Origin of the sequence: Neorhizobium sp. BETTINA12A (assembly GCF_023006485.1) — a bacterium.
Lineage (GTDB): Bacteria > Pseudomonadota > Alphaproteobacteria > Rhizobiales > Rhizobiaceae > Neorhizobium.
Window position 1 is genome coordinate 53,942 of the sequence record NZ_JALBGW010000003.1, and the last position, 21,946, is coordinate 75,887.

General features: G+C 59.2%; 23 protein-coding genes. 11 read left to right on the forward strand and 12 right to left on the reverse strand.

The genetic code is table 11. The annotated features are described in order from the left end of the window. Positions 1–134 precede the first annotated feature (134 nt). Genes MOV61_RS01810 through MOV61_RS01825 form a run of 4 tightly spaced genes read right to left on the reverse strand, consistent with a single transcriptional unit; the run spans position 135 to position 2,888 of the window. On the reverse strand, positions 135–500 hold the full coding sequence (locus tag MOV61_RS01810; RefSeq protein ID WP_038547381.1) for a helix-turn-helix domain-containing protein: 366 nt from the start codon (positions 498–500) through the stop codon (positions 135–137). After that, positions 497–1,078 (reverse strand): Smr/MutS family protein, encoded by a 582-nt coding sequence (locus MOV61_RS01815; RefSeq protein ID WP_247033262.1) that lies wholly within the window; start codon positions 1,076–1,078, stop codon positions 497–499. The genes MOV61_RS01810 and MOV61_RS01815 overlap by 4 nt, the downstream gene beginning before the upstream one ends. Next, positions 1,075–2,193, reverse strand: a complete 1,119-nt coding sequence (locus tag MOV61_RS01820; RefSeq protein ID WP_247135324.1) for a murein transglycosylase A — start codon at positions 2,191–2,193, stop codon at positions 1,075–1,077. Before MOV61_RS01820 ends, MOV61_RS01815 begins: the two co-directional genes overlap by 4 nt. After that, complete coding sequence (locus MOV61_RS01825; RefSeq protein ID WP_038594330.1) at positions 2,190–2,888, reverse strand: Tim44/TimA family putative adaptor protein; 699 nt, start codon at positions 2,886–2,888, stop codon at positions 2,190–2,192. Before MOV61_RS01825 ends, MOV61_RS01820 begins: the two co-directional genes overlap by 4 nt. 126 nt (positions 2,889–3,014) lie before the next feature. On the opposite strand from MOV61_RS01825, the gene MOV61_RS01830 reads away from it, so the two are divergent. Beyond that, entirely contained in the window at positions 3,015–3,530 is a 516-nt protein-coding gene (locus MOV61_RS01830; protein WP_038547374.1) for an FxsA family protein, read from the forward strand. Between the two features lie 85 nt (positions 3,531–3,615). Next, on the forward strand, positions 3,616–4,092 hold the full coding sequence (secB, locus tag MOV61_RS01835) for a protein-export chaperone SecB (RefSeq protein ID WP_038591599.1): 477 nt from the start codon (positions 3,616–3,618) through the stop codon (positions 4,090–4,092). A 51-nt stretch (positions 4,093–4,143) separates the two neighbouring features. Here secB and dnaQ read toward each other — a convergent pair whose 3' ends face one another. From dnaQ to MOV61_RS01860, 5 genes are read right to left on the reverse strand one after another with little or no spacing between them, the layout of a single operon-like run. Continuing rightward, positions 4,144–4,848, reverse strand: a complete 705-nt coding sequence (gene dnaQ / locus MOV61_RS01840; RefSeq protein WP_247135325.1) for a DNA polymerase III subunit epsilon — start codon at positions 4,846–4,848, stop codon at positions 4,144–4,146. Further along, a complete protein-coding gene (gene coaE / locus MOV61_RS01845) occupies positions 4,841–5,452 on the reverse strand; it encodes a dephospho-CoA kinase (RefSeq protein WP_247135326.1) in 612 nt (203 codons plus the stop codon). Before coaE ends, dnaQ begins: the two co-directional genes overlap by 8 nt. After that, a complete protein-coding gene (locus MOV61_RS01850) occupies positions 5,449–6,309 on the reverse strand; it encodes a shikimate dehydrogenase (protein WP_247135327.1) in 861 nt (286 codons plus the stop codon). The genes coaE and MOV61_RS01850 overlap by 4 nt, the downstream gene beginning before the upstream one ends. Beyond that, positions 6,302–6,895, reverse strand: coding sequence for a Maf-like protein (locus MOV61_RS01855; protein WP_247135328.1), 594 nt, complete (start codon positions 6,893–6,895; stop codon positions 6,302–6,304). The genes MOV61_RS01850 and MOV61_RS01855 overlap by 8 nt, the downstream gene beginning before the upstream one ends. A gap of 32 nt (positions 6,896–6,927) precedes the next feature. Continuing rightward, on the reverse strand, positions 6,928–7,749 hold the full coding sequence (locus MOV61_RS01860; protein WP_038547357.1) for a pyruvate, water dikinase regulatory protein: 822 nt from the start codon (positions 7,747–7,749) through the stop codon (positions 6,928–6,930). Positions 7,750–8,153: 404 nt separating this feature from the next. On the opposite strand from MOV61_RS01860, the gene hemE reads away from it, so the two are divergent. The 8 genes from hemE (at position 8,154) to MOV61_RS01900 (ending at position 16,833) form a co-directional block, all read left to right on the forward strand. Beyond that, positions 8,154–9,188, forward strand: coding sequence for a uroporphyrinogen decarboxylase (gene hemE / locus MOV61_RS01865; RefSeq protein ID WP_247135329.1), 1,035 nt, complete (start codon positions 8,154–8,156; stop codon positions 9,186–9,188). After that, positions 9,185–9,730, forward strand: a complete 546-nt coding sequence (gene hemJ, locus MOV61_RS01870) for a protoporphyrinogen oxidase HemJ (RefSeq protein ID WP_408962337.1) — start codon at positions 9,185–9,187, stop codon at positions 9,728–9,730. The genes hemE and hemJ overlap by 4 nt, the downstream gene beginning before the upstream one ends. Before the next feature lie 191 nt (positions 9,731–9,921). Then, positions 9,922–11,187, forward strand: a complete 1,266-nt coding sequence (gene rho / locus MOV61_RS01875; RefSeq protein ID WP_105404823.1) for a transcription termination factor Rho — start codon at positions 9,922–9,924, stop codon at positions 11,185–11,187. 86 nt (positions 11,188–11,273) lie between these two features. Beyond that, entirely contained in the window at positions 11,274–12,578 is a 1,305-nt protein-coding gene (mnmE, locus tag MOV61_RS01880; protein WP_247135330.1) for a tRNA uridine-5-carboxymethylaminomethyl(34) synthesis GTPase MnmE, read from the forward strand. A gap of 45 nt (positions 12,579–12,623) precedes the next feature. Then, positions 12,624–14,504 (forward strand): tRNA uridine-5-carboxymethylaminomethyl(34) synthesis enzyme MnmG, encoded by a 1,881-nt coding sequence (gene mnmG / locus MOV61_RS01885; protein WP_247135331.1) that lies wholly within the window; start codon positions 12,624–12,626, stop codon positions 14,502–14,504. Next, positions 14,504–15,121 carry a 16S rRNA (guanine(527)-N(7))-methyltransferase RsmG gene (rsmG, locus tag MOV61_RS01890; RefSeq protein WP_247135332.1) on the forward strand — a complete coding sequence of 206 codons (618 nt, stop codon included), beginning with the start codon at positions 14,504–14,506 and terminating at the stop codon, positions 15,119–15,121. The genes mnmG and rsmG overlap by 1 nt, the downstream gene beginning before the upstream one ends. Positions 15,122–15,136: 15 nt before the next feature. Continuing rightward, positions 15,137–15,928 (forward strand): ParA family protein, encoded by a 792-nt coding sequence (locus tag MOV61_RS01895; protein ID WP_038547340.1) that lies wholly within the window; start codon positions 15,137–15,139, stop codon positions 15,926–15,928. A 23-nt stretch (positions 15,929–15,951) separates the two neighbouring features. Beyond that, on the forward strand, positions 15,952–16,833 hold the full coding sequence (locus tag MOV61_RS01900; RefSeq protein ID WP_247135333.1) for a ParB/RepB/Spo0J family partition protein: 882 nt from the start codon (positions 15,952–15,954) through the stop codon (positions 16,831–16,833). Positions 16,834–16,843: 10 nt separating this feature from the next. On the opposite strand, the gene holA is transcribed toward MOV61_RS01900, so the two are convergent. The 3 genes from holA to leuS are packed head-to-tail and all read right to left on the reverse strand — an operon-like array spanning position 16,844 to position 21,043. Continuing rightward, positions 16,844–17,875, reverse strand: coding sequence for a DNA polymerase III subunit delta (gene holA / locus MOV61_RS01905; protein ID WP_247135334.1), 1,032 nt, complete (start codon positions 17,873–17,875; stop codon positions 16,844–16,846). Beyond that, the gene (locus tag MOV61_RS01910) at positions 17,863–18,372 is read right to left on the reverse strand and encodes a lipoprotein (RefSeq protein ID WP_038547331.1); all 510 of its coding nucleotides are present in this window, start codon (positions 18,370–18,372) and stop codon (positions 17,863–17,865) included. The genes holA and MOV61_RS01910 overlap by 13 nt, the downstream gene beginning before the upstream one ends. 40 nt (positions 18,373–18,412) lie before the next feature. Beyond that, positions 18,413–21,043, reverse strand: coding sequence for a leucine--tRNA ligase (gene leuS, locus MOV61_RS01915; protein WP_247135335.1), 2,631 nt, complete (start codon positions 21,041–21,043; stop codon positions 18,413–18,415). 177 nt (positions 21,044–21,220) lie between these two features. On the opposite strand from leuS, the gene MOV61_RS01920 reads away from it, so the two are divergent. Continuing rightward, entirely contained in the window at positions 21,221–21,880 is a 660-nt protein-coding gene (locus tag MOV61_RS01920) for a YggS family pyridoxal phosphate-dependent enzyme (RefSeq protein ID WP_247135336.1), read from the forward strand. The last annotated feature ends 66 nt before the right edge of the window (positions 21,881–21,946 follow it).

A 21,946-nucleotide genomic window follows, 5' to 3' on the forward strand; every position in this document is an offset into this window, starting at 1 on the left:
ATCTTCCAATTCGTTTGAGATGCCGGTGAAGCGAATCACCGGCTATTCCACCCTCAGAATATAGGGAAATCGGGGCGGTTTCTAAAGGTTGAGCCTCGCCAATACGGCATGAAAGCCGTGGATGCGTGGCGAATTCAGCCTCGCATCTCGGCTTTTTTGAGGAGCGTGTCCATTTCCTCTATCACGTCGGGCGGTAAAGAGCGAATCCGCTGCGCCAGACGGTTGGCAAAGCCGGTGTATGATGGCGGCAAACCCGCGGTATCGAGCACGACTTTCGGATGCGACGCTTCGGCCAGCCGGAAAAGCTCTTCCGCCTCGTCCCAGATGACGTTGAAATAGCCGGCGATCCGCTGCAGCAGTTCGAACGTCGGACGACCGCGCTTTCCATGCTCCAGGGCGGAGAGGTAGGCAGGCGTGACGCCGATCGCCTCGGCAAGCTCGCGCTGGGTGATGCCCTTGCGGCGGCGCAGCTCTCTCAGTGCATGACCGAAAGGCGTCATTCCCGATCTCCGCGGCTGCGGGAAAGCCGCACATACATGGCGCCCTCGCCGCCATGATGACGCGCTGCCCATTCATAAGACGAGATCAGGAAACGGAACTCCGCTTTCGAAAACCACAGAGGCACGGCGCGTCGGAGCGCGCCTTCGCTGCCCATCGAACTGCCCTTGCCGGTGATCACCAGGACATGGCGGAGCCCGCGTTCATGGGCCCGCAGCAAAAAGTCGAGAAGCAGGTCGTGGGCCTCGCCCTGAAATAGTCCGTGCAGATCGAGCCGGGCGTCGATCGGCAGCCGGCCCTTGGCGAGCTTTTTCTTGACGGGCTTTTCGAGCGGCTGATGAGAGCCTACGGGACGCCTGGAGGGGACGGCAACCGGAAGTTCGACCGCATAACTTTCCTGCCGCGGCGCGGGTTTCGGCTTTTTCGCTTCGACAGCAGCTTCTTCCGCGGCGATCTTTGCGGCCTCCGCTTCCTCGAATTGCAGGATCTCCTTCATGCGGCCGGGCAAGGCACGGGCCGACTTCGCCACCCTTCCCCACAATATCCGCTCTTCCGGATCGAGTTTGCGACCACCCTTCATCCGCCGTACCTGACAGACGCTGCCTTGGGGATGAGAATATAGAAGTCCGCGTCGTTGCGCACCGTTCCAGCAAGCTCGCCCGCCTCGAAGCCTGAGCCGGTAAAAATGTCGCCGCGCGCCGGTCCGACGATCGCCGAGCCGGTGTCGAGCGCCAGCATCAGCCGCGCGAAGGGTTTGCCACCATCCATATGGGTCAGCGTCTCGGAACGGATAAAGAAGGGAAAACCGAACGTGTGGATCTGGCGATCGACCGCCAGCGAGCGCCCCGGGATCAGCGGCACCTTGGCGGCGGCCACCGGTCCGAGCGACGGATCGGAGACGTCCGCTTGCCGGAAGAAGATGTACGAACGATTGTGCCAAAGCACTTCATCAACCTTAGCCGGATTCTCAGCCAGCCAGGTTCGGATGCTCTGCATGGAAATCTTCGCAGGATCGACCTCGCCGCGGTCGATCAGCAGCTTGCCGATCGGCGAGAACGGATGGCCCGCTTTGGCGGCATAGGTGATCCGCCGGATGTTGCCGTCCGGATATCTCAGCCTTGCGGCGCCCTGGACATGGATGAAGAAGACATCGACCTTGGATTTCGCATAGGCGATCTCCAGGCCGCGGCCTTCGAGCAAACCACGGTCGATCTCGCCGCGATCCGGATAAGGCTCGATTCCGTCAGGTGTCCGCCGGCCAAACATGTAGCCGGAGTCCAATCCTGCCGGACGGTTGCCGTCGTCGAGATCAATAAGATCGTCCGGGCGATAATAGAAAGGATGCGCCCAGACATCGTCCCGCGTTTCCGAGACCTCGATTTCCGGCTCATAAAAAGCGGTAACGAAACCGCGCCGGCCGTCGCTGCGCGCGATCAGGAAGGGTGTGCAATGGGTTTCGAAAAAGGCCCTGGCGGAAACGGCATCGCCCGGGAGGTCCCGGGCGGCGTCGATGAGAGTGCCGAGTTCTTCGGCGGTCAGGCCGAGGGAACCGGTACGGTACGGCTTGACCTTGCGGATATGCTCGAGCGACGCGCGCATGCCGGCAAACAGTGCGGTCGGATCGTCATCGCCCCACCCCGCAAGATCGGAGAAGGGTACCGGCCGTAGAGTATAATCCGCAGAGATCAAGGTCATTGTTCGGATTCGGTAGCGACCAATCTCCAGTTCGGATCGCGGGAGTGGATGTCGCGGGCGAAGGTCCAGATGTCGGTGACTTCGGCCACGGTTTCCTGGTCGCCGTCGATCAGTGCGCCGGCCTTGTCATAGGTGGCGGAAATCAGCTGACTGACGATGCGGACGGTGATCTGTTCCTCGGCATCCTTGACCGCGGCGTGGGTGATATCCGCCTTGTCAATTCCGACAAATGTGGACTTCACCACTTCGCCGCGGGATTCCCGGTCGGTGATCGCCGTATCGAAACCGTCGAACACCTCTTTGGAGAGAAGGCCTTTCAGCGTCTTCCGGTCGCCGTCAGCAAAAGCCATGACGATCATTTCGTACGCCATGCGGGCGCCGTTCAGAAACTCGCGGGGACGGAAAGCGGGATCGGACTTGACCAATTCGCGCAGCGCGGCGTTAAGCGGCGTAGCCGGCTTGGCGAGAGCGTCGACATCCGCATAACGCTGCTCGTCCTCCGTGGCATCCCGGCGCGGCAGAGTCACGACCTTGCTGTCGTCCCCGCCCGGGTTTTTTGCGACGTCGCGGGGGCTGTAAGGATCGAACGGCGGCTTCTCACTTCCCGTCCGGCGTCCGAGCACACTGCGCAGTTGCAGGAAGATCAGAACCGCTGCGACGAGGAAAAAGAGTGTTATAAAGTCGTTAGAGCCCATCTTAACCCGCATTTGGCGTTTAAAAGTTCGGTGCAGTTTCTCATATAGTCTGCATACGCCTATCATTCAAATGGCGAAGACGTTAGCGCTTTGCGCACTTCTGGATATCACGACACAGGGAATACCATGCGCTTCTTTCTCGTGCCGCTTCTTCTTATCGGCTGGCCGCTTGCCGAAATCGCGGGCTTCGTGCTGGTCGGCAAAGCACTCGGCCTCTGGGCGACGCTTGGCCTGGTGATCGGTACGGCGGTGCTCGGAGCCATCCTGCTGCGCAACCAGGGCACCCAGATCCTGAGACAGATTTCCACCGAGAGCCGCGACGGCCGCGCACCCGGCCGCGCCCTGATCGACGGGGCGATGATCGTCGTCGCCGGCATCATGCTGCTGCTGCCCGGTTTCATCACCGACATCATCGGGCTTGCGCTGTTCATTCCCTTCGTGCGCAGCCTGATCTGGTCTGTGATCGGCCGGCGTATCGTGGTCGTCCGTTCGCCTCGCAGCAAGAGCTATCGCTACGAAAGTCCGAGGCCTTCGCCGGAGGCCAACAAAACCGGGCCGGTGGTCGATCTCGACGAGCAGGACTACCATCGCGATCCCGATCCCTCCTCGCCCTGGGCCGGACCTAAAAGCAAGGAACCTTGAGCGGTTCAGCCCGTTGGCCAGGGTTGTAAGCCCACAAGCGAAATGTTAGAGGGCCTCAACGCTCCAAAGCCTCGAGGAAATCCCAATGGCAGATGATAACAACCAGGCCGAAACGCCGTCCCTCAACATCCTGGCGCAATACACCAAGGATCTCTCCTTCGAGAACCCGGGCGCTCCTCGCTCGCTGCAGGCGCGCGACAAAGCGCCGGCGATCAACATCAATGTCAACGTCAATGCCAATCCGCTTTCCGACGCCGATTTCGATGTTATCCTGACGCTGAACGCCGAAGCCAAGGAAGGCGACAAGATCGTCTTCGCGGCCGAGCTGGTTTACGGCGGCGTTTTCCGCATCACGGGTTTCCCCCAGGAGCACATGCTGCCGCTCCTCTTCATCGAGTGCCCGCGCCTCCTGTTCCCGTTCGCCCGCCAGATCATCGCCGACGTGACGCGCAACGGCGGTTTCCCCCCGCTGATGATCGACCCGATCGATTTCGCGCAGATGTTCACACAGCGCATGGCCGAAGAACAGGCTCGCTCCAAGGTCCAGGCACTCGACAGCTGAGATCGGATTTTTCGATTTGACGAAAGAGCCCGGGTTTCGACCCGGGCTTTTTTATTGGGCCTGCTTGTACTTCAGCCAGACTGCCTTGTCCTTCAGCGACGTGACCATGGCCGCATGCGCTTTGATCTCGGTTTCCGTCAGCCGGCGGTCAAGCGGCCGCGGGCGGCCGGTCACCGCCACCACGACTTCATCGACCTCGATCACCGTCGCAGACCGTTCGTTGCCCATCAGGCCGAGCGCCGTCTGACGGCCGCCCGTCATCTCGATATAGACTTCGGCGAGCAGTTCGGAGTCGAGCAGCGCGCCGTGCTTGGTGCGGTGGGCGTTGTCGATGCCGTAACGGCGGCAGAGCGCATCAAGCGAATTCGGACCCATCGGGTGTTTGCGGCGGGCCATGGCCAGAGTGTCGATGACCTGGTCGGACATTACGGGGGGCAGGCCGAGGCGACCGAATTCTGCATTCATGAAGCCCATGTCGAAGGTGGCGTTATGGGCGATCCACTTGGCGCCATCGAAGAACTCGATGATCTGCTGGACGACATCGCCGAAGCTCGGCTTGTCCTTCAGGAACTCGTCGGTAATGCCGTGAACCGCCAGCGCGTCCGGATGAACCTTGCGGTCGCCCGGATTGATGTAGAGATGAAGCGTCCTGCCGGTCGGAAAATTGTTGATCAGCTCGATGCCGCCGATTTCGATAACCCGATCGACCTTCGATTCGAGGCCGGTGGTTTCCGTATCGAAGATGATCTCACGCATTTGGCTTTTTCTCGCTCGTCTTTCCGGCCTTCAGAGACGCGATGATCTCGCGAACCCGTTCTCTCGCCGCGTCCAGTCCAAGGCCCGTATCGACGAGAAAATCGGCTCTTTTGCGTTTTTCCGCGTCGGGCATCTGGCGGGAGAGAATCATCGCCAATTTTTCCTCCGTCATGCCCGGACGCGCAAGCACCCTGTCGCGCTGTATCTGTGGATCGCAGGTGACAACAACAATAACATCGACGCGATCCTCGCCCTTCACTTCGAAGAGAAGCGGAATATCGAGGAGCACGAGGTCGGTACCGGCCTCCCTGTGGCGCGACAGGAAATCGACTTCACGCTTGCGGACCAGCGGATGGACGATCGCTTCGAGGGCCTGGAATTTCTCGGGCGCGGCCGAAAGCTGCCGGGACAGTTCCTGGCGGTCGATGACGCCATCCTTGACCGTGCCCGGAAACGCTTCACCGACGGGTGCCACTGCATCGGTGCGGTAGAGATCATGGACGACGGCATCGGCGTCATTCACCGGGACACCCTCTTCCGCGAACATTTTCGCGGTTGTGGATTTTCCCATTCCGATGGAGCCGGTGAGGCCGATGACGATCATCCGTGGTTTTCCATATCGGCGATGACGAGGTCCCGAAGAGTTTTATCGACAACCGGGCGACGGCCGAACCATTTTTCGAAGCCGGGCACAGCCTGGTGAAGCAGCATGCCGAGCCCGTCGACGATCGCGAAACCCTGTTCTTCGGCCTGAGTAAGCAGCGGCGTTTTCAAGGGTACGTAGACGATATCGGTGACGACTGCGCCGGACGCCAGCGGTGAGAAGTCAATCTCCGGCGCCTCGCTGCCGTCCATGCCAAGCGATGTCGTGTTCACGAACAGCCCGGCATCCGACATGACCTCATTCAAGGCTCCAACCGGGTGGGCGTGAACTTTCGAACCAAAGCGATCGGCGAGTTCCTCGGCCCGTGAAACAGTCCGGTTGACCACGTGGATCTCACTGACGCCGCGATCCCGTATCGCCTGGATGACAGCGCGGCTTGCACCGCCGGCGCCGAAGATGACCGCACGGCCGGTGCTGTCCCAGCCTGGATGACGGTCGTCGAGATTGGCGGTAAAACCGTGGCCGTCAGTATTGGTGGCATGCAGTAGTCCGTCTTCCATCCAGAGCGTGTTCGATGCCCCGAGTTCTTCGGCAAGATCATCCGGCCGGTCAGCCAGCTTAAAGGCAAGTTCCTTATGAGGAATGGTGACATTGCCGCCGCGAAAACCGGAGCTCCCGTCTTTCAGCGATTGGATGAAGGCGGGAAAATCCGCTTCTGTGACAGCCTCAGCCGTGTAGGACCCGGCAATGCCGAACTGTCTCAGCCAGTGACCGTGGATCAGCGGCGAGCGGGAATGTTTCACCGGCCAGCCGGTTACGAAAGCATTAACCAAAAATGTTTCACGTGAATCAGCCATCGATCGCTCCCAATTCGCGCAGCTTCTCGAGGAGCGGCAGCATGGGCAGGCCGAGGATGGTGAAATAATCGCCCTCGATCTTCGAGAACAACTGGATGCCCTCGCCTTCCAGCTGATAAGCGCCGACGCTCCCGTAGACCTTTTCGCCGACCCGCGACAGGTAGCGATCGACGAAGGTTTCGTTCAGCTCGCGGACGGTCAGGTCCGCATGCGCAACATGCTCCCAGACGATCTCGTTGTCGCGCGCAAAAGCGATTGCGCTGTTCAGTCGATGGGTCTTATCTGAAAGGGAAAGCAAATTCTCTTTCACTTCGGCAAGGGTCTTCGGTTTGTGATAAACCCGGCTTCCGAGCGACATGGTCTGATCCGAGCCGATCACCAGCGCGCCCGGGAAATGGCGTGTCACATCCACCGCCTTTGCCTTGGCAAGCGTCAGCGCCACCTGGTCAGGGCTTGCGCCTTCCATCCCAGCTTCAATCTTTCGCTCGTCGATCTCGGCCGCACGGCTTTCAAACGTCAGGCCGGCATTTTCCATCAGTATCCGGCGGAAGGGGCTGGAGGAGGCAAGTACGAGGGGCACTGTCACGAAAATCTCCCAAAGGCTGCAGGCGGATTCGCTTAACGCAGCTTCGGGCGCAGCGCAACGATTGCGGCTGCTGTCTCCTCGATCGACCGGCGCGTCACATCGATGACCGGCCAGTTCTGGCGGGCGCAGAGCGCGCGGGCATATTTCAGTTCCTCATTGATCGTCGCGCGGTCCGTATAGTGGCGCCGGTCGAAACCCTGGGTGACACCGAGTTCGCGGTTTTCACGCACCTGGCTGATCCGGTCGGTGGTCGCAATGAGACCGACGATCAACGGATGGGTCGCGCGGTATAGGCTATCGGGCAGTTCCACACCCGGCACGATCGGAATGTTGGCGGTCTTGATGCCGCGATTGGCGAGATAGATGCTGGTCGGCGTTTTCGAAGTGCGGCTGATGCCGATCAGCACGACATCCGCCTCGTCATAATCCTCCGGCATCTGGCCATCGTCGTGATCCATGCTGAAATTGAGCGCTTCGATGCGCTTGAAATAATCAGCGTTGAGCGCGTGCTGGGCCCCGACACGGCGACGGGACGGCGCCCCAAGATAAGCCTGAAAGGTCGCCATGACCGGTTCGAGAACATTGACGCAGGGTAGGCCCATTTCCCGACATCGCTGATCGATGAGTTCGGCCAGCTCCTGATCGACGATGGTATAAAGGACGATGCCCGGCTCGCGATCGAGCGCTTCGAGCACGGCCAGCAGCTGCTTGCGATTGCGGATCAGCGGATAAACATGCTCCACGGCCAGCGATGACTGGAACTGGGCTGAGGCCGCTCTGCCGGCGGAGATGAGAGTCTCGCCTGTCGAGTCAGATATGAGATGCAGATGGAAGAAGTTTTTTCTGTTCTCCACGCTAAACTTAACCCTTTGTTGATAACTCGGGAGAGACCATCGGGTTCTCCCAGGCCGGAACAAGGCCTCGGGAAAACCGCCCGGTTTTCCACATTCGCAGTTCCTGCGGATGCGGATCAGGCCTGCTTGTGCGTTCTGGGGATAGGCTCTTCGTCGCTCTTTTTCCTCCCCAGCTTATCCACAGATAGCGCCGAATTCCATTTCCCGCCATCCTCCTGAAATAACTTGCGAAATTCAAGCTATCCCAAGATCCGTCAACCGGAGGTGATTTTCTGTCCCGCGAGTGGCTGCAAAGCGGCGGATCGTCGCGTCGGCTGTGATTTGACTTTAATCCTTGCTACTCACCGACTCTAAGAAATAGAAATCTAGAAAGATTCATTTCTTATATTTTTAGGGAGAACCCATTGACCGGCGCATACCGGAAGATCATCCAAGTGCTGGAAGGCAAGACGGTCAGTCCACCACCAATCTGGCTCATGAGACAGGCAGGACGTTATCTGCCGGAATATCGGGAGACGCGGGCGGCGGCCGGAAGTTTTCTCGATCTCTGTTACACGCCGGATCTGGCTGTCGAGGTGACCTTGCAGCCGATCCGGCGCTACGGTTTCGATGCGGCAATCCTGTTTTCCGATATCCTGGTCATCCCGGATGCGCTGCACCGGAACGTGCGGTTCGTGCAGGGCGAAGGTCCCCAAATGGATCCGATCGATGTCGCTGGTATTCAGGCGTTGAACGACGAAGGCGTTCTTGCCCATCTCGCTCCGGTCATGGAAACGGTTCGCCGGCTGAGGCGTGAACTGCCTGATGAAACAACCCTGCTTGGTTTCTGTGGGGCGCCTTGGACCGTTGCGACATACATGATCGCCGGCCACGGGACGCCGGACCAGGCCCCTGCCCGGCTGTTCGCCTACCGGCATCCTGAAGCCTTCGAGAGGCTGCTGTCGCTGCTTGCGGAAATCTCCGCCGAATATTTGATCGCGCAGATCGATGCTGGCGCCGACGCCGTGCAAATCTTCGATTCCTGGGCCGGTGTTCTGGGCGAGAAGGAATTCGACGCCTATGCCGTAAAGCCTGTGGCCCGGATGATCGAGATCGTTCGCAGCGCGCGACCACAGGCGAAGATCATCGCCTTCGCCAAGGGTGCGGGCCTGAACCTGAAATTCTATCGGCAGAAGACCAAAGCCGATGCGATCGGCCTCGACTGGTCGGTGCCGCTGTCGTTTGCGGCCGAATTGCAGAAGGATGGCCCGGTGCAGGGCAATCTGGATCCGATGCGGGTCGTCGCCGGCGGCAGGTCGCTGGAGGAGGGTATCGACGCCATTCTCGCTAAGCTTGGGCATGGGCCGCTGATCTTCAATCTCGGCCACGGCATCACCCCGGAGGCTAATCCGGATCATGTGCGCCAGCTGATTGAACGCGTGCGGGGAGCGAACGCGTGAGTAGAGAGGAGCTGCAGACGGGCACGCCGGCGGGGAGGAGATCGGCACTGCGCGCCTTCATCGCGCTTGCAGTCTTCATCGCCATCCTGGTTGCCGTCTATCTCGGTCAACCGAATGATTTCATTCTCTACGTCAAGGCTTTCCACGTCATCGCAGTGATGTCCTGGATGGCGGGCCTGCTCTACATGCCGCGGCTGTTCATCTATCACAGCGATGCGGAACCCGGCTCGGCGCAGTCCGAAACCTTCAAGATGATGGAGCACCGGCTCCTGAAGATCATCATGAACCCGGCGATGATGATCACTTGGGTTCTCGGTCTTTTTCTCGCCTGGGATGTCTACGAGTTTCGCGGCGGCTGGCTGCATGCGAAAATCGGGCTTGTCGTGCTGCTCACAATGGTGCATGTGCTGTTCAGCCGCGCGGTGCGCAACTTCGCGGTCGATGGTCCGCGAAAAACGCCGCGTTACTGGCGGATGATGAATGAACTCCCAACCGTTCTGATGATCGGGATCGTCATTCTGGTGATCGTGAAACCGTTTTGACGCGAGGATATTCTTTCTTTGGCAAGATTTCCGTCTTGCCCCTTGCGGCGTTCCACGTGAATCGCTATTTTCCTCCCCATCTCATCTCGTGGCATGCGTGTAATTTCCTGTCGTCCCCGGATCATCTTCCGCGGTAGCGAATTTCACCGACACGCCTATCCCCCCGAAATTCTCAATATGGTCCCCCCTTCATGGCTGAAATGAAGCTTCAAGAACTCAAGAGCAAATCCCCCACCGATTTGCTGACCTTCGCCGAATCACTGGAGGTCGAGAACGCCAGCACCATGCGCAAGCAGGAACTGATGTTCGCGATCCTCAAGGTTTTGGCGAGCCAGGACGTCGAAATCATCGGCGAAGGCGTGGTCGAGGTCTTGCAGGACGGGTTTGGTTTCCTGCGTTCCGCGAACGCAAACTATCTGCCCGGTCCCGATGACATCTATATCTCACCCTCCCAGATCCGCCGCTTCTCGCTGAAGACCGGCGACACGGTCGAGGGCCCGATCCGTGGTCCGAAAGAAGGCGAGCGTTATTTCGCCCTTCTCAAGGTCAACACGATCAATTTCGACGACCCGGAAAAGATCCGCCACAAGGTCCACTTCGACAACCTGACGCCGCTCTATCCGAACGAGCGGTTCAAGATGGAACTGGAAGTTCCGACTTCCAAGGATCTCTCCGCCCGCGTCATCGACCTTGTGGCGCCGCTCGGCAAAGGCCAGCGTGGCCTGATCGTCGCGCCGCCGCGCACCGGTAAAACCGTTCTGCTACAGAACATCGCCCACTCGATCACCGCCAATCATCCGGAATGTTATCTGATCGTCCTCTTGATCGACGAACGGCCGGAAGAAGTCACGGACATGCAACGGTCGGTGAAGGGCGAGGTCGTCTCCTCGACCTTCGATGAACCGGCCGTACGCCACGTGCAGGTCGCCGAGATGGTCATCGAGAAGGCCAAGCGCCTCGTCGAGCATGGCCGCGACGTCGTCATCCTGCTCGACTCGATCACCCGCCTCGGCCGCGCCTACAACACCGTTGTGCCCTCCTCCGGCAAAGTCCTGACAGGCGGCGTCGACGCCAATGCCCTGCAGCGTCCGAAGCGTTTCTTCGGTGCCGCTCGTAATATCGAAGAGGGTGGTTCGCTGACGATCATTGCGACGGCGCTGATCGATACCGGCAGCCGCATGGACGAAGTTATCTTCGAAGAATTCAAGGGCACCGGTAACTCGGAAATTGTGCTCGACCGCAAGGTCGCCGACAAGCGCATCTTCCCGTCGATGGACATCCTCAAGTCCGGCACACGTAAGGAAGACCTGCTGGTGCCACGCCAGGATCTCCAGAAGATCTTCGTGCTTCGCCGTATCCTTGCCCCGATGGGCACCACGGATGCGATCGAATTCCTGATCGACAAGCTGAAGCAAACGAAGACCAATGGCGATTTCTTCGACTCGATGAACACCTGATCCTTAGCCGGATTCAAATTAGATATGGAGCGCTCGGTTTTGCCGGGCGCTTTTCAGTTTAGTGCCGCCTCTGGTAAGTTGAACCCATGGCCCAGGCAGACAACGATACGATCTTCGCGCTCTCGAGCGGCACCTTGCCGGCGGGTGTCGCTGTTATCCGCTTGAGCGGTCCGCAGGCTTTCGACGCCGCGGTGGCTTTGGCTGGTGAACTGTCGGCCGATCGGAAGGCCGGACTCAGAACGATTCGGAGCCGCAACGGTCTGGTGATCGACCACGCTCTGGTTCTGGCATTTGCTGGTCCGAATTCGTTTACCGGCGAGGATTGCGTTGAAATGCATCTGCATGGCAGTCGGGCCGTCGTTTCCGCCGTCTATCAGGAACTGGAGGCGATCGGACTTCGGTTGGCGGATGCGGGCGAGTTTTCGCGCCGCGCGTTCGAGAACGGCAAGTTGGATCTGGTCGAGGTCGAAGGTCTGGCGGATCTCATCGCCGCAGAGACCGAGATGCAACGCCGCCTGGCGGTCGAGCAGGGTTTTGGTGGACAGTCGGCGCTTTATGTGGGTTGGGCCGAGAGATTGACCCGAGCTCGCGCGCTGATCGAGGCTGAACTCGATTTTGCCGATGAGGATGACGTCCCGGGGTCGGTGTCCGACAGGGTCTGGACAGAGGTCGGTGATCTTTATTTCGAGATCGAGGGACATATCGCCTCCGCAAAGGCGGGCGAGATTATCCGAGACGGCTACAAGGTGGTTATCGCTGGGCCTCCCAATGCCGGTAAGTCGAGCCTGCTCAATGCTTTGGCAAAACGGGACATTGCCATCGTCACCGAGATTGCTGGGACAACAAGGGATCTCCTGCATGTCGATATCGATATGGAGGGTTACCTCGTTCGTTTCTTCGATACGGCCGGGCTGCGCGAAAGCGAGGATCGCGTCGAGCAAGAAGGCGTTCGCAGGGCTAGGATAGCCATCGAGCAGGCCGATCTCGTTCTGCAGCTCGAAGAGATCGATTCGGACTCGAAACAGACTTACGACGGTGTGAAGGCTGAGGTTCTGCGGATCGGCACCAAGATCGATATGCACCGACCATCGTCTGGCTATGACCTTGCCATTTCCAGTGAAACGGGAGATGGGCTGGAGGAATTGCGTTCACGGATCCTGTTAAAGCTCAAGGAAACTTGGTCCGGATCGCTGGTTCCCAACCGGCAGCGGCATCTTCAGTATCTCAAAGAGGCTTCCCATTTTATCGCAGAAGCGCTAAACGGCCAGGAACTTGATCTTCGAGGCGAGAGCCTTCGGGCCGCTGCGTCCTCGCTGGGCCGCATCACCGGTCGGGTTGATGTGGAACAGCTCCTTGACGTAATCTTTTCGCAGTTCTGCATCGGCAAGTGATTCACGTGAAACAGGGCGCTTTGCGCGGTTTCATAAGGTGACCAAATGGAAAAGACATTCGACGTAATCGTCATCGGTGGCGGACATGCTGGCTGCGAGGCTGCGAGTGCCGCTGCGCGCTTGGGCGCACAGACCGCTCTTATAACCCATAATCGGCAGACGGTGGGTGTCATGTCCTGCAATCCCGCAATCGGCGGACTTGGCAAGGGTCACCTTGTCCGTGAAGTCGATGCGTTCGATGGGCTGATGGGACGTGTTGCGGATGCCGCGGGCATCCAGTTCCGCCTTCTCAACCGAAAGAAGGGGCCGGCGGTGCGCGGGCCGCGGACGCAAGCCGATCGTAAGCTTTACCGCCAGGCGATGCAGCGCGAGATTTTCAACCACCCCAATCTCACTGTCATCGAAGGGGACGCGTTTGACCTGGAAATCCAGGCTGACCGCGTGACGGCCGTGGAACTGAAGGATGGCCGTCGATTCGGATGCGGAACGGTTGTCTTAACGACCGGCACGTTCCTTCGGGGTTTGATCCATATCGGCGACCAAAAGGTCCCCGCAGGTCGCGTCGGGGAAGCTCCCTCCCTGGGGTTATCGGAGACCCTTTTACGGTTCGGCCTGCGGCTCGGCAGGCTGAAGACCGGTACGCCTGCCCGGCTGGACGGAAATACGATCGACTGGGCACGGGTTGGTCGGCAGGAAGCCGACGAAGATCCGGTGCCCTTCTCCTTTATGACCGACCGGATTACCACGAAGCAGATTGCCTGTGGCGTCACCCGCACGACGGAGGCGACGCATAGGATCATTTCGGACAATATCCATCGGTCTGCGATGTATTCCGGACAGATCGAGGGTGTCGGTCCGCGTTATTGTCCATCGATCGAGGACAAGATCGTCCGCTTTGGCGAACGCGACGGGCATCAGATCTTTTTGGAGCCGGAAGGCCTGGACGACTCGACTGTCTATCCGAACGGCATTTCGACCTCGCTTCCCGCCGAGGTTCAGGCAGCGTTCATTCACACCATTCCAGGCTTGGAGGCGGTATCGATCATCCAGCCCGGCTACGCAATCGAATATGATCACGTGGATCCGCGGGAGTTGACCGCCGCCCTTGAGGTCAAGAAAATTCCTGGGCTCTTCCTTGCGGGCCAGATCAATGGAACGACGGGTTATGAGGAGGCTGCGGCTCAGGGCTTGGTTGCCGGGCTGAATGCCGCCCGTAAAGCTTCCGGCGGCGACGCCTATCACTTCAGCCGCGCCGATTCCTACATAGGAGTCATGGTGGACGATCTGACATCTCGTGGGGTGACCGAACCCTACCGGATGTTTACGTCGCGCGCTGAATATCGCCTTTCGCTTCGGGCTGACAACGCGGACGTTCGATTGACTGAAAAAGCCATCGAACTTGGTTGCGTGGGAGCCGGACGGATATCGAAATTTCGAAACTATACCCAAGCACTAGAAGCTGGCAGGGACCTTTTGCAGTCTCGTAACCTGACGCCTAATGAGGCACATCGCTTTGGTCTTAAGTTGAACAAGGACGGTCAACGACGGACGGCATATGAATTATTGGCTTATCCCGACCAATCGCTGGACGCGCTTACGGCCATATGGCCGGAATTGGAGCAACTTCCGCCAAAGGTTGCTGAAGCATTGGAGATCGAGGCGTCCTATGCGGTCTATATGAATCGGCAAGCGGCCGACATCCACGCCACCCATCGGGACGAGGCACGAATTATCCCGCAAGCCTTTGATTTTTCAGCGCTTCCTGGACTTTCCAATGAACTCAAACTGAAGCTAACGGCGGCAAACCCCGGCAATCTGGCACAGGCGTCCAAGGTCGACGGAATGACGCCCGCTGCCCTTGCGCTCATCCTAGCACTCCTTCGCAAAGAAGAAGCTGCACCGCAGCGCGTCAAGCGAGTCCTGTAATGCTTCTGAACGGCAAGAGTGTTTCACGTGAAACGCAGGAAAAGCTTGAGCACTTTGCAGCGCTTTTCCAGAAATGGGCAAAGGCCATCAATCTGGTTGCTCCCTCCACACTGGACGAATTGTGGCGGCGTCATATTGCTGATAGCGCCCAAATCTTCCAACTCTCCCCTCATCCATATAGATGGCTCGATCTTGGTTCCGGGGGTGGCTTCCCTGGCGTGATAACGGCCATCTTTCTGGCCGAGACACAACAGGGATGGGTTCATCTGGTTGAGAGCAATCAGAAAAAGGTTGCGTTTCTTCGAGTGGCGCTCAATGAAACGGGTGCCAGGGGTTCAGTCCATCCTTTGCGAATCGAATCAGCCTTTACGGCCCTTCCCGATTGCGAACGCATCTCCGCCAGAGCCCTTGCCGAGCTCGATCCGCTTCTTGCCTACACATCGCCTTGGATGATTGGCAAAGATACAAGAGCTTTCTTCCATAAAGGCAGGGATTACGCCGCGGAAGTCGAGAAAGCCCGTGGCCGTTGGTCGTTCGATCTGGTAAAACATCAGAGTGCCGTCGAGCCGGATTCAATTATCCTCGAGATTAGCAATTTAAGGCACAAAGAACCCTAGATTTTCAGGTGCTGAATGTTTGAAAGAAATCGGGTTATCACGATTGCCAACCAAAAAGGCGGCGTGGGCAAGACAACGACGGCAATCAACCTGGCGACGGCCCTTGCGGCAATTGGCGAACGCGTTCTGATCATCGACCTTGATCCGCAGGGCAATGCCAGCACCGGGCTGGGTATCGACCGTCGAGACCGCAAGCTCTCTTCCTATGATTTGTTGATGGGATACAACTCCATAGCGGAGACGGCGCTCGAGACGGCGGTTCCAAACCTGCACATCGTTCCCTCGACGATGGACCTGCTTGGATTCGAAATGGAAATTTCCCAGGCTTCTGATCGGGCATTCAAGCTGCGAAGCGCGTTGAGCGGCGATGACGCCCTGGTCTATTCCTATATTCTTTTGGACTGCCCTCCATCGTTCAATCTGTTGACGATGAATGCCATGGCCGCGGCTCATTCCATCCTGGTGCCGTTGCAATGCGAGTTCTTTGCACTGGAAGGGTTGAGCCAGTTGCTCGAAACGGTCGATCAGGTGCGTCGCAGCGTCAATCCGTCGCTCGATATTCAGGGAATCGTCCTCACCATGTTCGATGCCCGAAACAACCTGGCTCAACAGGTTGTCAATGATGTGCGGACGCATCTTGGCGAAAAAGTCTATCATACGCTGATTCCGCGCAATGTCCGTGTATCCGAGGCGCCTTCTTACGGTAAGCCGGCGATCCTCTACGATCTGAAATGCGCGGGCAGCCAAGCTTATTTGCAACTGGCTTCCGAAGTTATCCAGCGAGAACGCAGGCGTAAAGCCGCCTGATTCAGACCAAGTGAGTGATAAGAATGAACGACGACCTATCGAAACGGCGCCTCGGGCGCGGTCTTGCAGCGCTCATAGGCGAAATGGATCAGCAGGCGCCGGCGGATAATGGTGCCCGGAGCGTTAATCCGGATCGTATGGTCCCGATTGAGCATGTATCCCGCAATCCGAAGAATCCGCGTCGGAGTTTCGATGAGGGCGAGCTGCAGGATTTGGCCAGCTCCATTCGTCAGCATGGGATCGTTCAGCCGGTCGTTGTTCGGCCGCGAGGCCCTGCGCAATATGAGATCATAGCCGGCGAACGTCGTTGGCGTGCCGCCCAATTGGCAGGCTTGATCGAAATTCCTGTCATCGTCCGCGACGTGGACGATCGGACGGCACTCGAGATCGCAATCGTCGAGAACGTTCAACGTTCGGACCTCAATCCCCTGGAAGAGGCCCTTGGCTACGACCAGCTGATCGCCGAGCACGGCTATACTCAGAGCGATCTGGGCGAGATCATCGGCAAGAGTCGAAGCCATGTCGCCAACAGTCTTCGCCTGCTGAAGCTGCCCGAACCGGTGCGGGATATGCTGGCAGCAGGGAGCCTTTCCGCGGGGCATGCCCGTGCGTTGATCACGACGTCGGATCCGGCTTCATTGGCGCGTACCATTATTGCCAAGGGAATGTCGGTGCGGGATGCCGAAAAGCTGGCTCAGAACGATATCAAGGCTCAAGCCGAGCCGACAACCGTTTCGAAAGCGGAACAAAAAGATTCCGATACGCTGGCGCTTGAGCGGACCCTTTCGGATTCCCTCGGACTGGAAGTGAAGATCAACCACAAGAATGGTGGGGGCCAGATCAAGATCGGCTACCGGACGCTGGAGCAGCTCGAGGAGATCTGCCGTCTTCTAGAACGGAGATAATCTAGGAAATTCAACGGCTTGATTGAATGGCCGTGGCCATCAGCGTGTGAAAGGCAATGTTGGATTCCAGGCTCTGCCTCTGCCGCGACATCAGGATTGCGGCTTGCAGCCTTTCCGTTTCACGCGAGAGCGCTGGTGAGCTCCATGTCCTCAGCGCTTTTTCTATGAGCGGTTTGCGCTTGAAGTGAATATGCCGGCCGAGTGTCATCATCACCTGGGCGGTCTGGAGCTTCTTTTCCTCCATTTCCGCCTTCATCAGATCCAGCAGCTGGAATTGTTTCAGGCAGGATTGCAGGACGAGAAAAACCGGGGTCTTCGATGAGACGACCTTCTGGATGGCACGGTGCAGGCCCGGCAAGTCACCGCTGAGGATCGCATCGACGGCCTCGTCGGCCGAAACGGCACTCGCGTCGCCGATAATCCCATCTATATGCTCTTCCTCGACCATGCCCATACCACGGCAATAGAGAGCGAGCTTGCGGATCTCGTTACGGGAGGCTACGCGATCCCCGCCGAGCAGCTCCAGGAGCCTCTGGCGCGCGCCTTGGCTGATTCTGAGACCTTCGCTCCCCAGTTCCGAATCGATCAGCCCGTTCAGCGCCTTCACGTCGTCCGCATAACAGGGAATGACAGCGATCGACCGCGAAGGTTCCGCGATCTTGCGCAGTCCGCTCCCCTTCTTGAGGTCTCCCGCTTCGACAATCAGGATGTTGGCCGGCGGCGGACCATCCACGAGAGCCTGCATCGCGTCGAGAAGGGGTTTTTCATTGGCGGCACCGCGCAGCCATACGAGTTTGGAGCCGCCGAAGAGGCCGAGCGAGTTCACCTCGTCGAGAAGCCGCCCGGGGTCACCCTGCAGATCCGAGACGTCGAGCTTGAGCATGGCGAACGGATCGTCCTGCGAGACGCCTGTCCTGCCTGCAATGAGTGCTGCCCGCTCTGAGACAAGGCCGCGATCCGGTCCGTAGATCACGAAGATCTTGTAAAGATCCGAGCTCTTTTCGGCAAACCGATCGAATTCGTGGGACTTTACTTCTGCCATACCGTCTGCGGCTGAGGTTCGCGGGCGAGCGCGATGGCGATCTCGGCGCGGATGAATTCAGCGAGCTCTCTTGCAGCGCGGTTTTCGGCATCGCGAACGGCGCGGAGCGAGGCATAACCCTGACCCGAGACATCGATGAGCGATACCACTTCACGCTTGCTGGACTTCAAGATCTTTCCGTCGCTGATGCGGGTGATCGTGTAGATCCCTTCCACCCGGACGCGGCCAGGGACAGGCACGCCGGTCGGAGAGACGCTATCGTTATCCTCGTCCTCACTGATGTTCGAGGAGGTACTTTTTGTCGTCAGCTTCACTTCGTAAGCCGGATGGGCAGACTCGCCGGCACCACCGGAGGTCAGGAAAACGAGATGGTTGCGGACAACCTGATCGAGGCGGGTGTGAGGTTGTTCGAAACCGACCGAAGCCAGGCGTTCGCCCGTACCGGAAGCCTCGGAATAGAGCGGGCGGACCTGGCAGCCGGCAAGCACAGTCAACATTACCAGGCCAGATATGAACCCGAAACGACGAAGAGAGCGGTCAGACGACAATGTTTACGATCCTCTGTGGGACGACGATGACTTTCTTCGGCGCCCGGCCTTCAAGAGCCGCTTTGACCGTATCCAGTGCCAGAACCGCAGCTTCGACCGCACTTTGATCCGCGTCGCGCGCGATTGTCAATTCGCCGCGCTTCTTGCCGTTGATTTGGACCGGCAGTGTGATCTCGTTCTCGATGACGAGCGCTTCGTCATATTGCGGCCAGGGGGCTACGGAAAGCAGTTCCTTGTTGCCGAGAACCGCCCAGCATTCTTCTGCCAGATGCGGTGTCATCGGCGCAACAAGCTGGATCAGAATTTCCGAGGCGTTGCGGACGGCGGCGCGATAGGCAGCATCGCCCTCGCTGGCAGCGACCCGGCCGAGCGGCGCCGCAAGCGCATTCACCAGCTCATAGATACGCGCTACGGCTTTGTTGAACGACAGCCTGTCGTAATCGCCCTGAACCGCCTTCAGCGTCTTGTGGGCGAGCTGCGAGATTGCCAGCGCTTCGCCCTCGTTAGCCGGCATCGGATCGATACCAGCCAAGTTCTCCGAGGCTTCGGAGATCAGACGCCACAGGCGCTGGGTGAAGCGGTGAGCACCTTCGACACCGGCTTCGGACCAGATCACGTCTCGGTCCGGCGGCGAGTCGGAGAGCACGAAGAAGCGGGCGGTATCGGCGCCGTAGGAGGCGATGATATCGTCCGGATCGACGACGTTCTTTTTCGATTTCGACATCTTCTCGATCGAGCCGATCGTCACTTCCTCGCCGCCCTTCAGCATGGTGGCACGGCGCTTGCCATCGACTTCCTCGATGCGGATATCGGCCGGGGCCACCCATTCACCATTGGGGCCGGTGCCACGACGATAGGTTTCGTGCACGACCATGCCTTGCGTGAAGAGGCCCTTGAAGGGCTCCTTGACCTCGACATGGCCGGTCTCGCGCATGGCGCGGGTGAAGAAACGGGAATAGAGCAGGTGCAGGATCGCGTGCTCGATGCCGCCGATATACTGGTCAACCGGCAGCCAGCGGTTGGCCACAGTCGGATCGGTCGGATCCTTCTCCCAGGGCGCCGTGAAGCGGGTGAAATACCAGCTCGAATCGACGAACGTGTCCATCGTGTCCGTCTCGCGGCGGGCCTGCTTGCCGCATTGCGGGCAGGCGACATGGCGCCAGGTCGGATGGCGGTCGAGCGGGTTGCCCGGCAGGTCGAAAGTCACGTCGTCCGGCAGCTTGACCGGCAGGTCCGCTTTCGGCACCGGCACGACGCCGCAGTCATCGCAATGGATGACTGGGATCGGGCAGCCCCAGTAGCGCTGGCGCGAGATGCCCCAGTCGCGCAGGCGGAAATTCACCTTGCGCTCACCCTGCGGCATGTTGCCGACAATCGTTTCCGACAGCCGGTTTGCAACGATCTCGAAGGCTTCATCGGTCGTCTTGCCGTCGAGGAAGCGCGAATTGATCATCACGCCGTCATCGACGTAAGCGGTGTCGCCGACCTCGAAGGTCGCGGCGTCGGCGTCCTCCGGCATGACGACCGGTACGACGGGCAGACCATATTTGCGAGCGAAATCCAGGTCGCGCTGGTCACCGGACGGGCAGCCGAAGATGGCGCCCGTACCATAATCCATCAGCACGAAGTTCGCGACATAGACCGGCAGTTCCCAGGAGGGATCGAGCGGGTGCCTGACGCGGACGCCAGTATCGATGCCCTTCTTCTCGGCCGTTTCCAGCGCTGCGAGCGAGGTCCCGTGATGGCGGCATTCCTCGGCGAAAGCTTCGATAGCCGGATTCTGCGCAGCTGCGGCCTTGGCCAGCGGATGGTCGGCGGCGATGGCCAGGAACGAAGCACCGAACAGCGTGTCGGGACGGGTCGTGTAGACCACGACTTCGCTTTCGCCGGCGGGTGCCGTCGAGCTGACGATTTCCCAGCGAACCGTCAGGCCCTCGGATCGGCCGATCCAGTTCTTCTGCATCAGCCGGACCTTTTCAGGCCACTGGTCGAGCGCATCGAGCGAGTCCAACAGATCCTGGCTGAAATCGGTGATCTTGAAGAACCACTGCACCAGATCGCGCTGCTCCACCAGCGCACCCGAGCGCCAGCCGCGGCCGTCGATAACCTGCTCGTTGGCCAGAACCGTCTGGTCGACCGGATCCCAGTTGACCTTGGACTGCTTGCGATAAACCAGCCCCTTTTCCATCATGTCGAGGAAGAGGTGCTGCTGCTGCTGGTAATATTCGACGTCACAGGTGGCGAACTCGCGTGACCAGTCGAGCGACAGGCCCATGGCCTTCAGCTGCGCCTTCATGGATTCGATGTTCTGGTAGGTCCAGGTCTTCGGATGCACCTTGTTGTCGCGGGCGGCGTTTTCAGCCGGCATGCCGAAAGCGTCCCAGCCCATCGGATGCAGGACGTTGAAGCCGCGGGCGCGCTTGTAGCGGGCCACCACGTCGCCCATGGCATAGTTGCGCACGTGGCCCATGTGGATGCGGCCCGACGGATAGGGAAACATCTCCAGAACGTAATATTTTTCGCGCGGATCGCTGTTGTCGGTCTCGAAAACCTTGGCATCGTTCCAGGTCTGCTGCCAACGGGGCTCGGCATCGCGCGGATTGTAACGTTCAGTCGCCATTTCAATGATATTCCGGGAAAATAAGATCAAGAGTCGGGCGAGACCTTCACCATGAAACCCGGCAAGCGTCAAGTTTTACAGGGGTGGGAAAGGCCAAGTTCAGGGCGAAACACCCTTGGCAGAGCCTTATATGAGGACTAAGCGCTGAGCTTGCAAGAAAAGCGGAAGGTAGAGGCCATGAACGTCGAAGAACGGCTGCAGGATGTGAAGGCACGGATCGACAGGGCGGAGCGCCTGTCGAAGCGGCCGGTGGGGTCGGTGACGCTTGTGGCGGTTTCGAAAACGTTCGAAGCGCAGGACATTCGGCCAGCAATCGCCGCGGGACAGCGGGTATTCGGCGAGAACCGCGTGCAGGAAAGCCAGGACAAGTGGCCGGAACTGAAGTCTGAGACGCCTGAAATCGAGCTGCATCTGATCGGGCCGCTGCAATCCAACAAGGCGGCCGACGCCGTGGCGCTATTCGATGCCATCGAGACGGTGGACAGGGAAAAGATCGCCCGCGCGCTTGCCAACGAGATCAACAAGCAGGGCAAAGCGCCAAAATGCTATGTGCAGGTCAATACCGGGCTTGAACCGCAGAAAGCGGGGATCGAGCCGAAGCAGGCCGTTGCCTTCGTAGAGTTCTGCCGTAAGGAGCTAGGGCTTTCGATCGAGGGGCTGATGTGCATTCCGCCGGCTGAGGAAAATCCGGGGCCGCATTTTGCACTGCTGGCCAAGCTTGCCAAGGAATGCGGCGTCGAAAAGCTCTCCATGGGGATGTCCGGCGATTTCGAGACGGCGGTCGAATTCGGGGCGACCAGCGTACGCGTCGGCTCGGCCATCTTCGGCTCGCGCTGAAAACAGGCTTTCGCCAAGCACCTAGCGCTTTCGTCGGGCTTTCCCGCACCTCGCCCGCACCCTAGA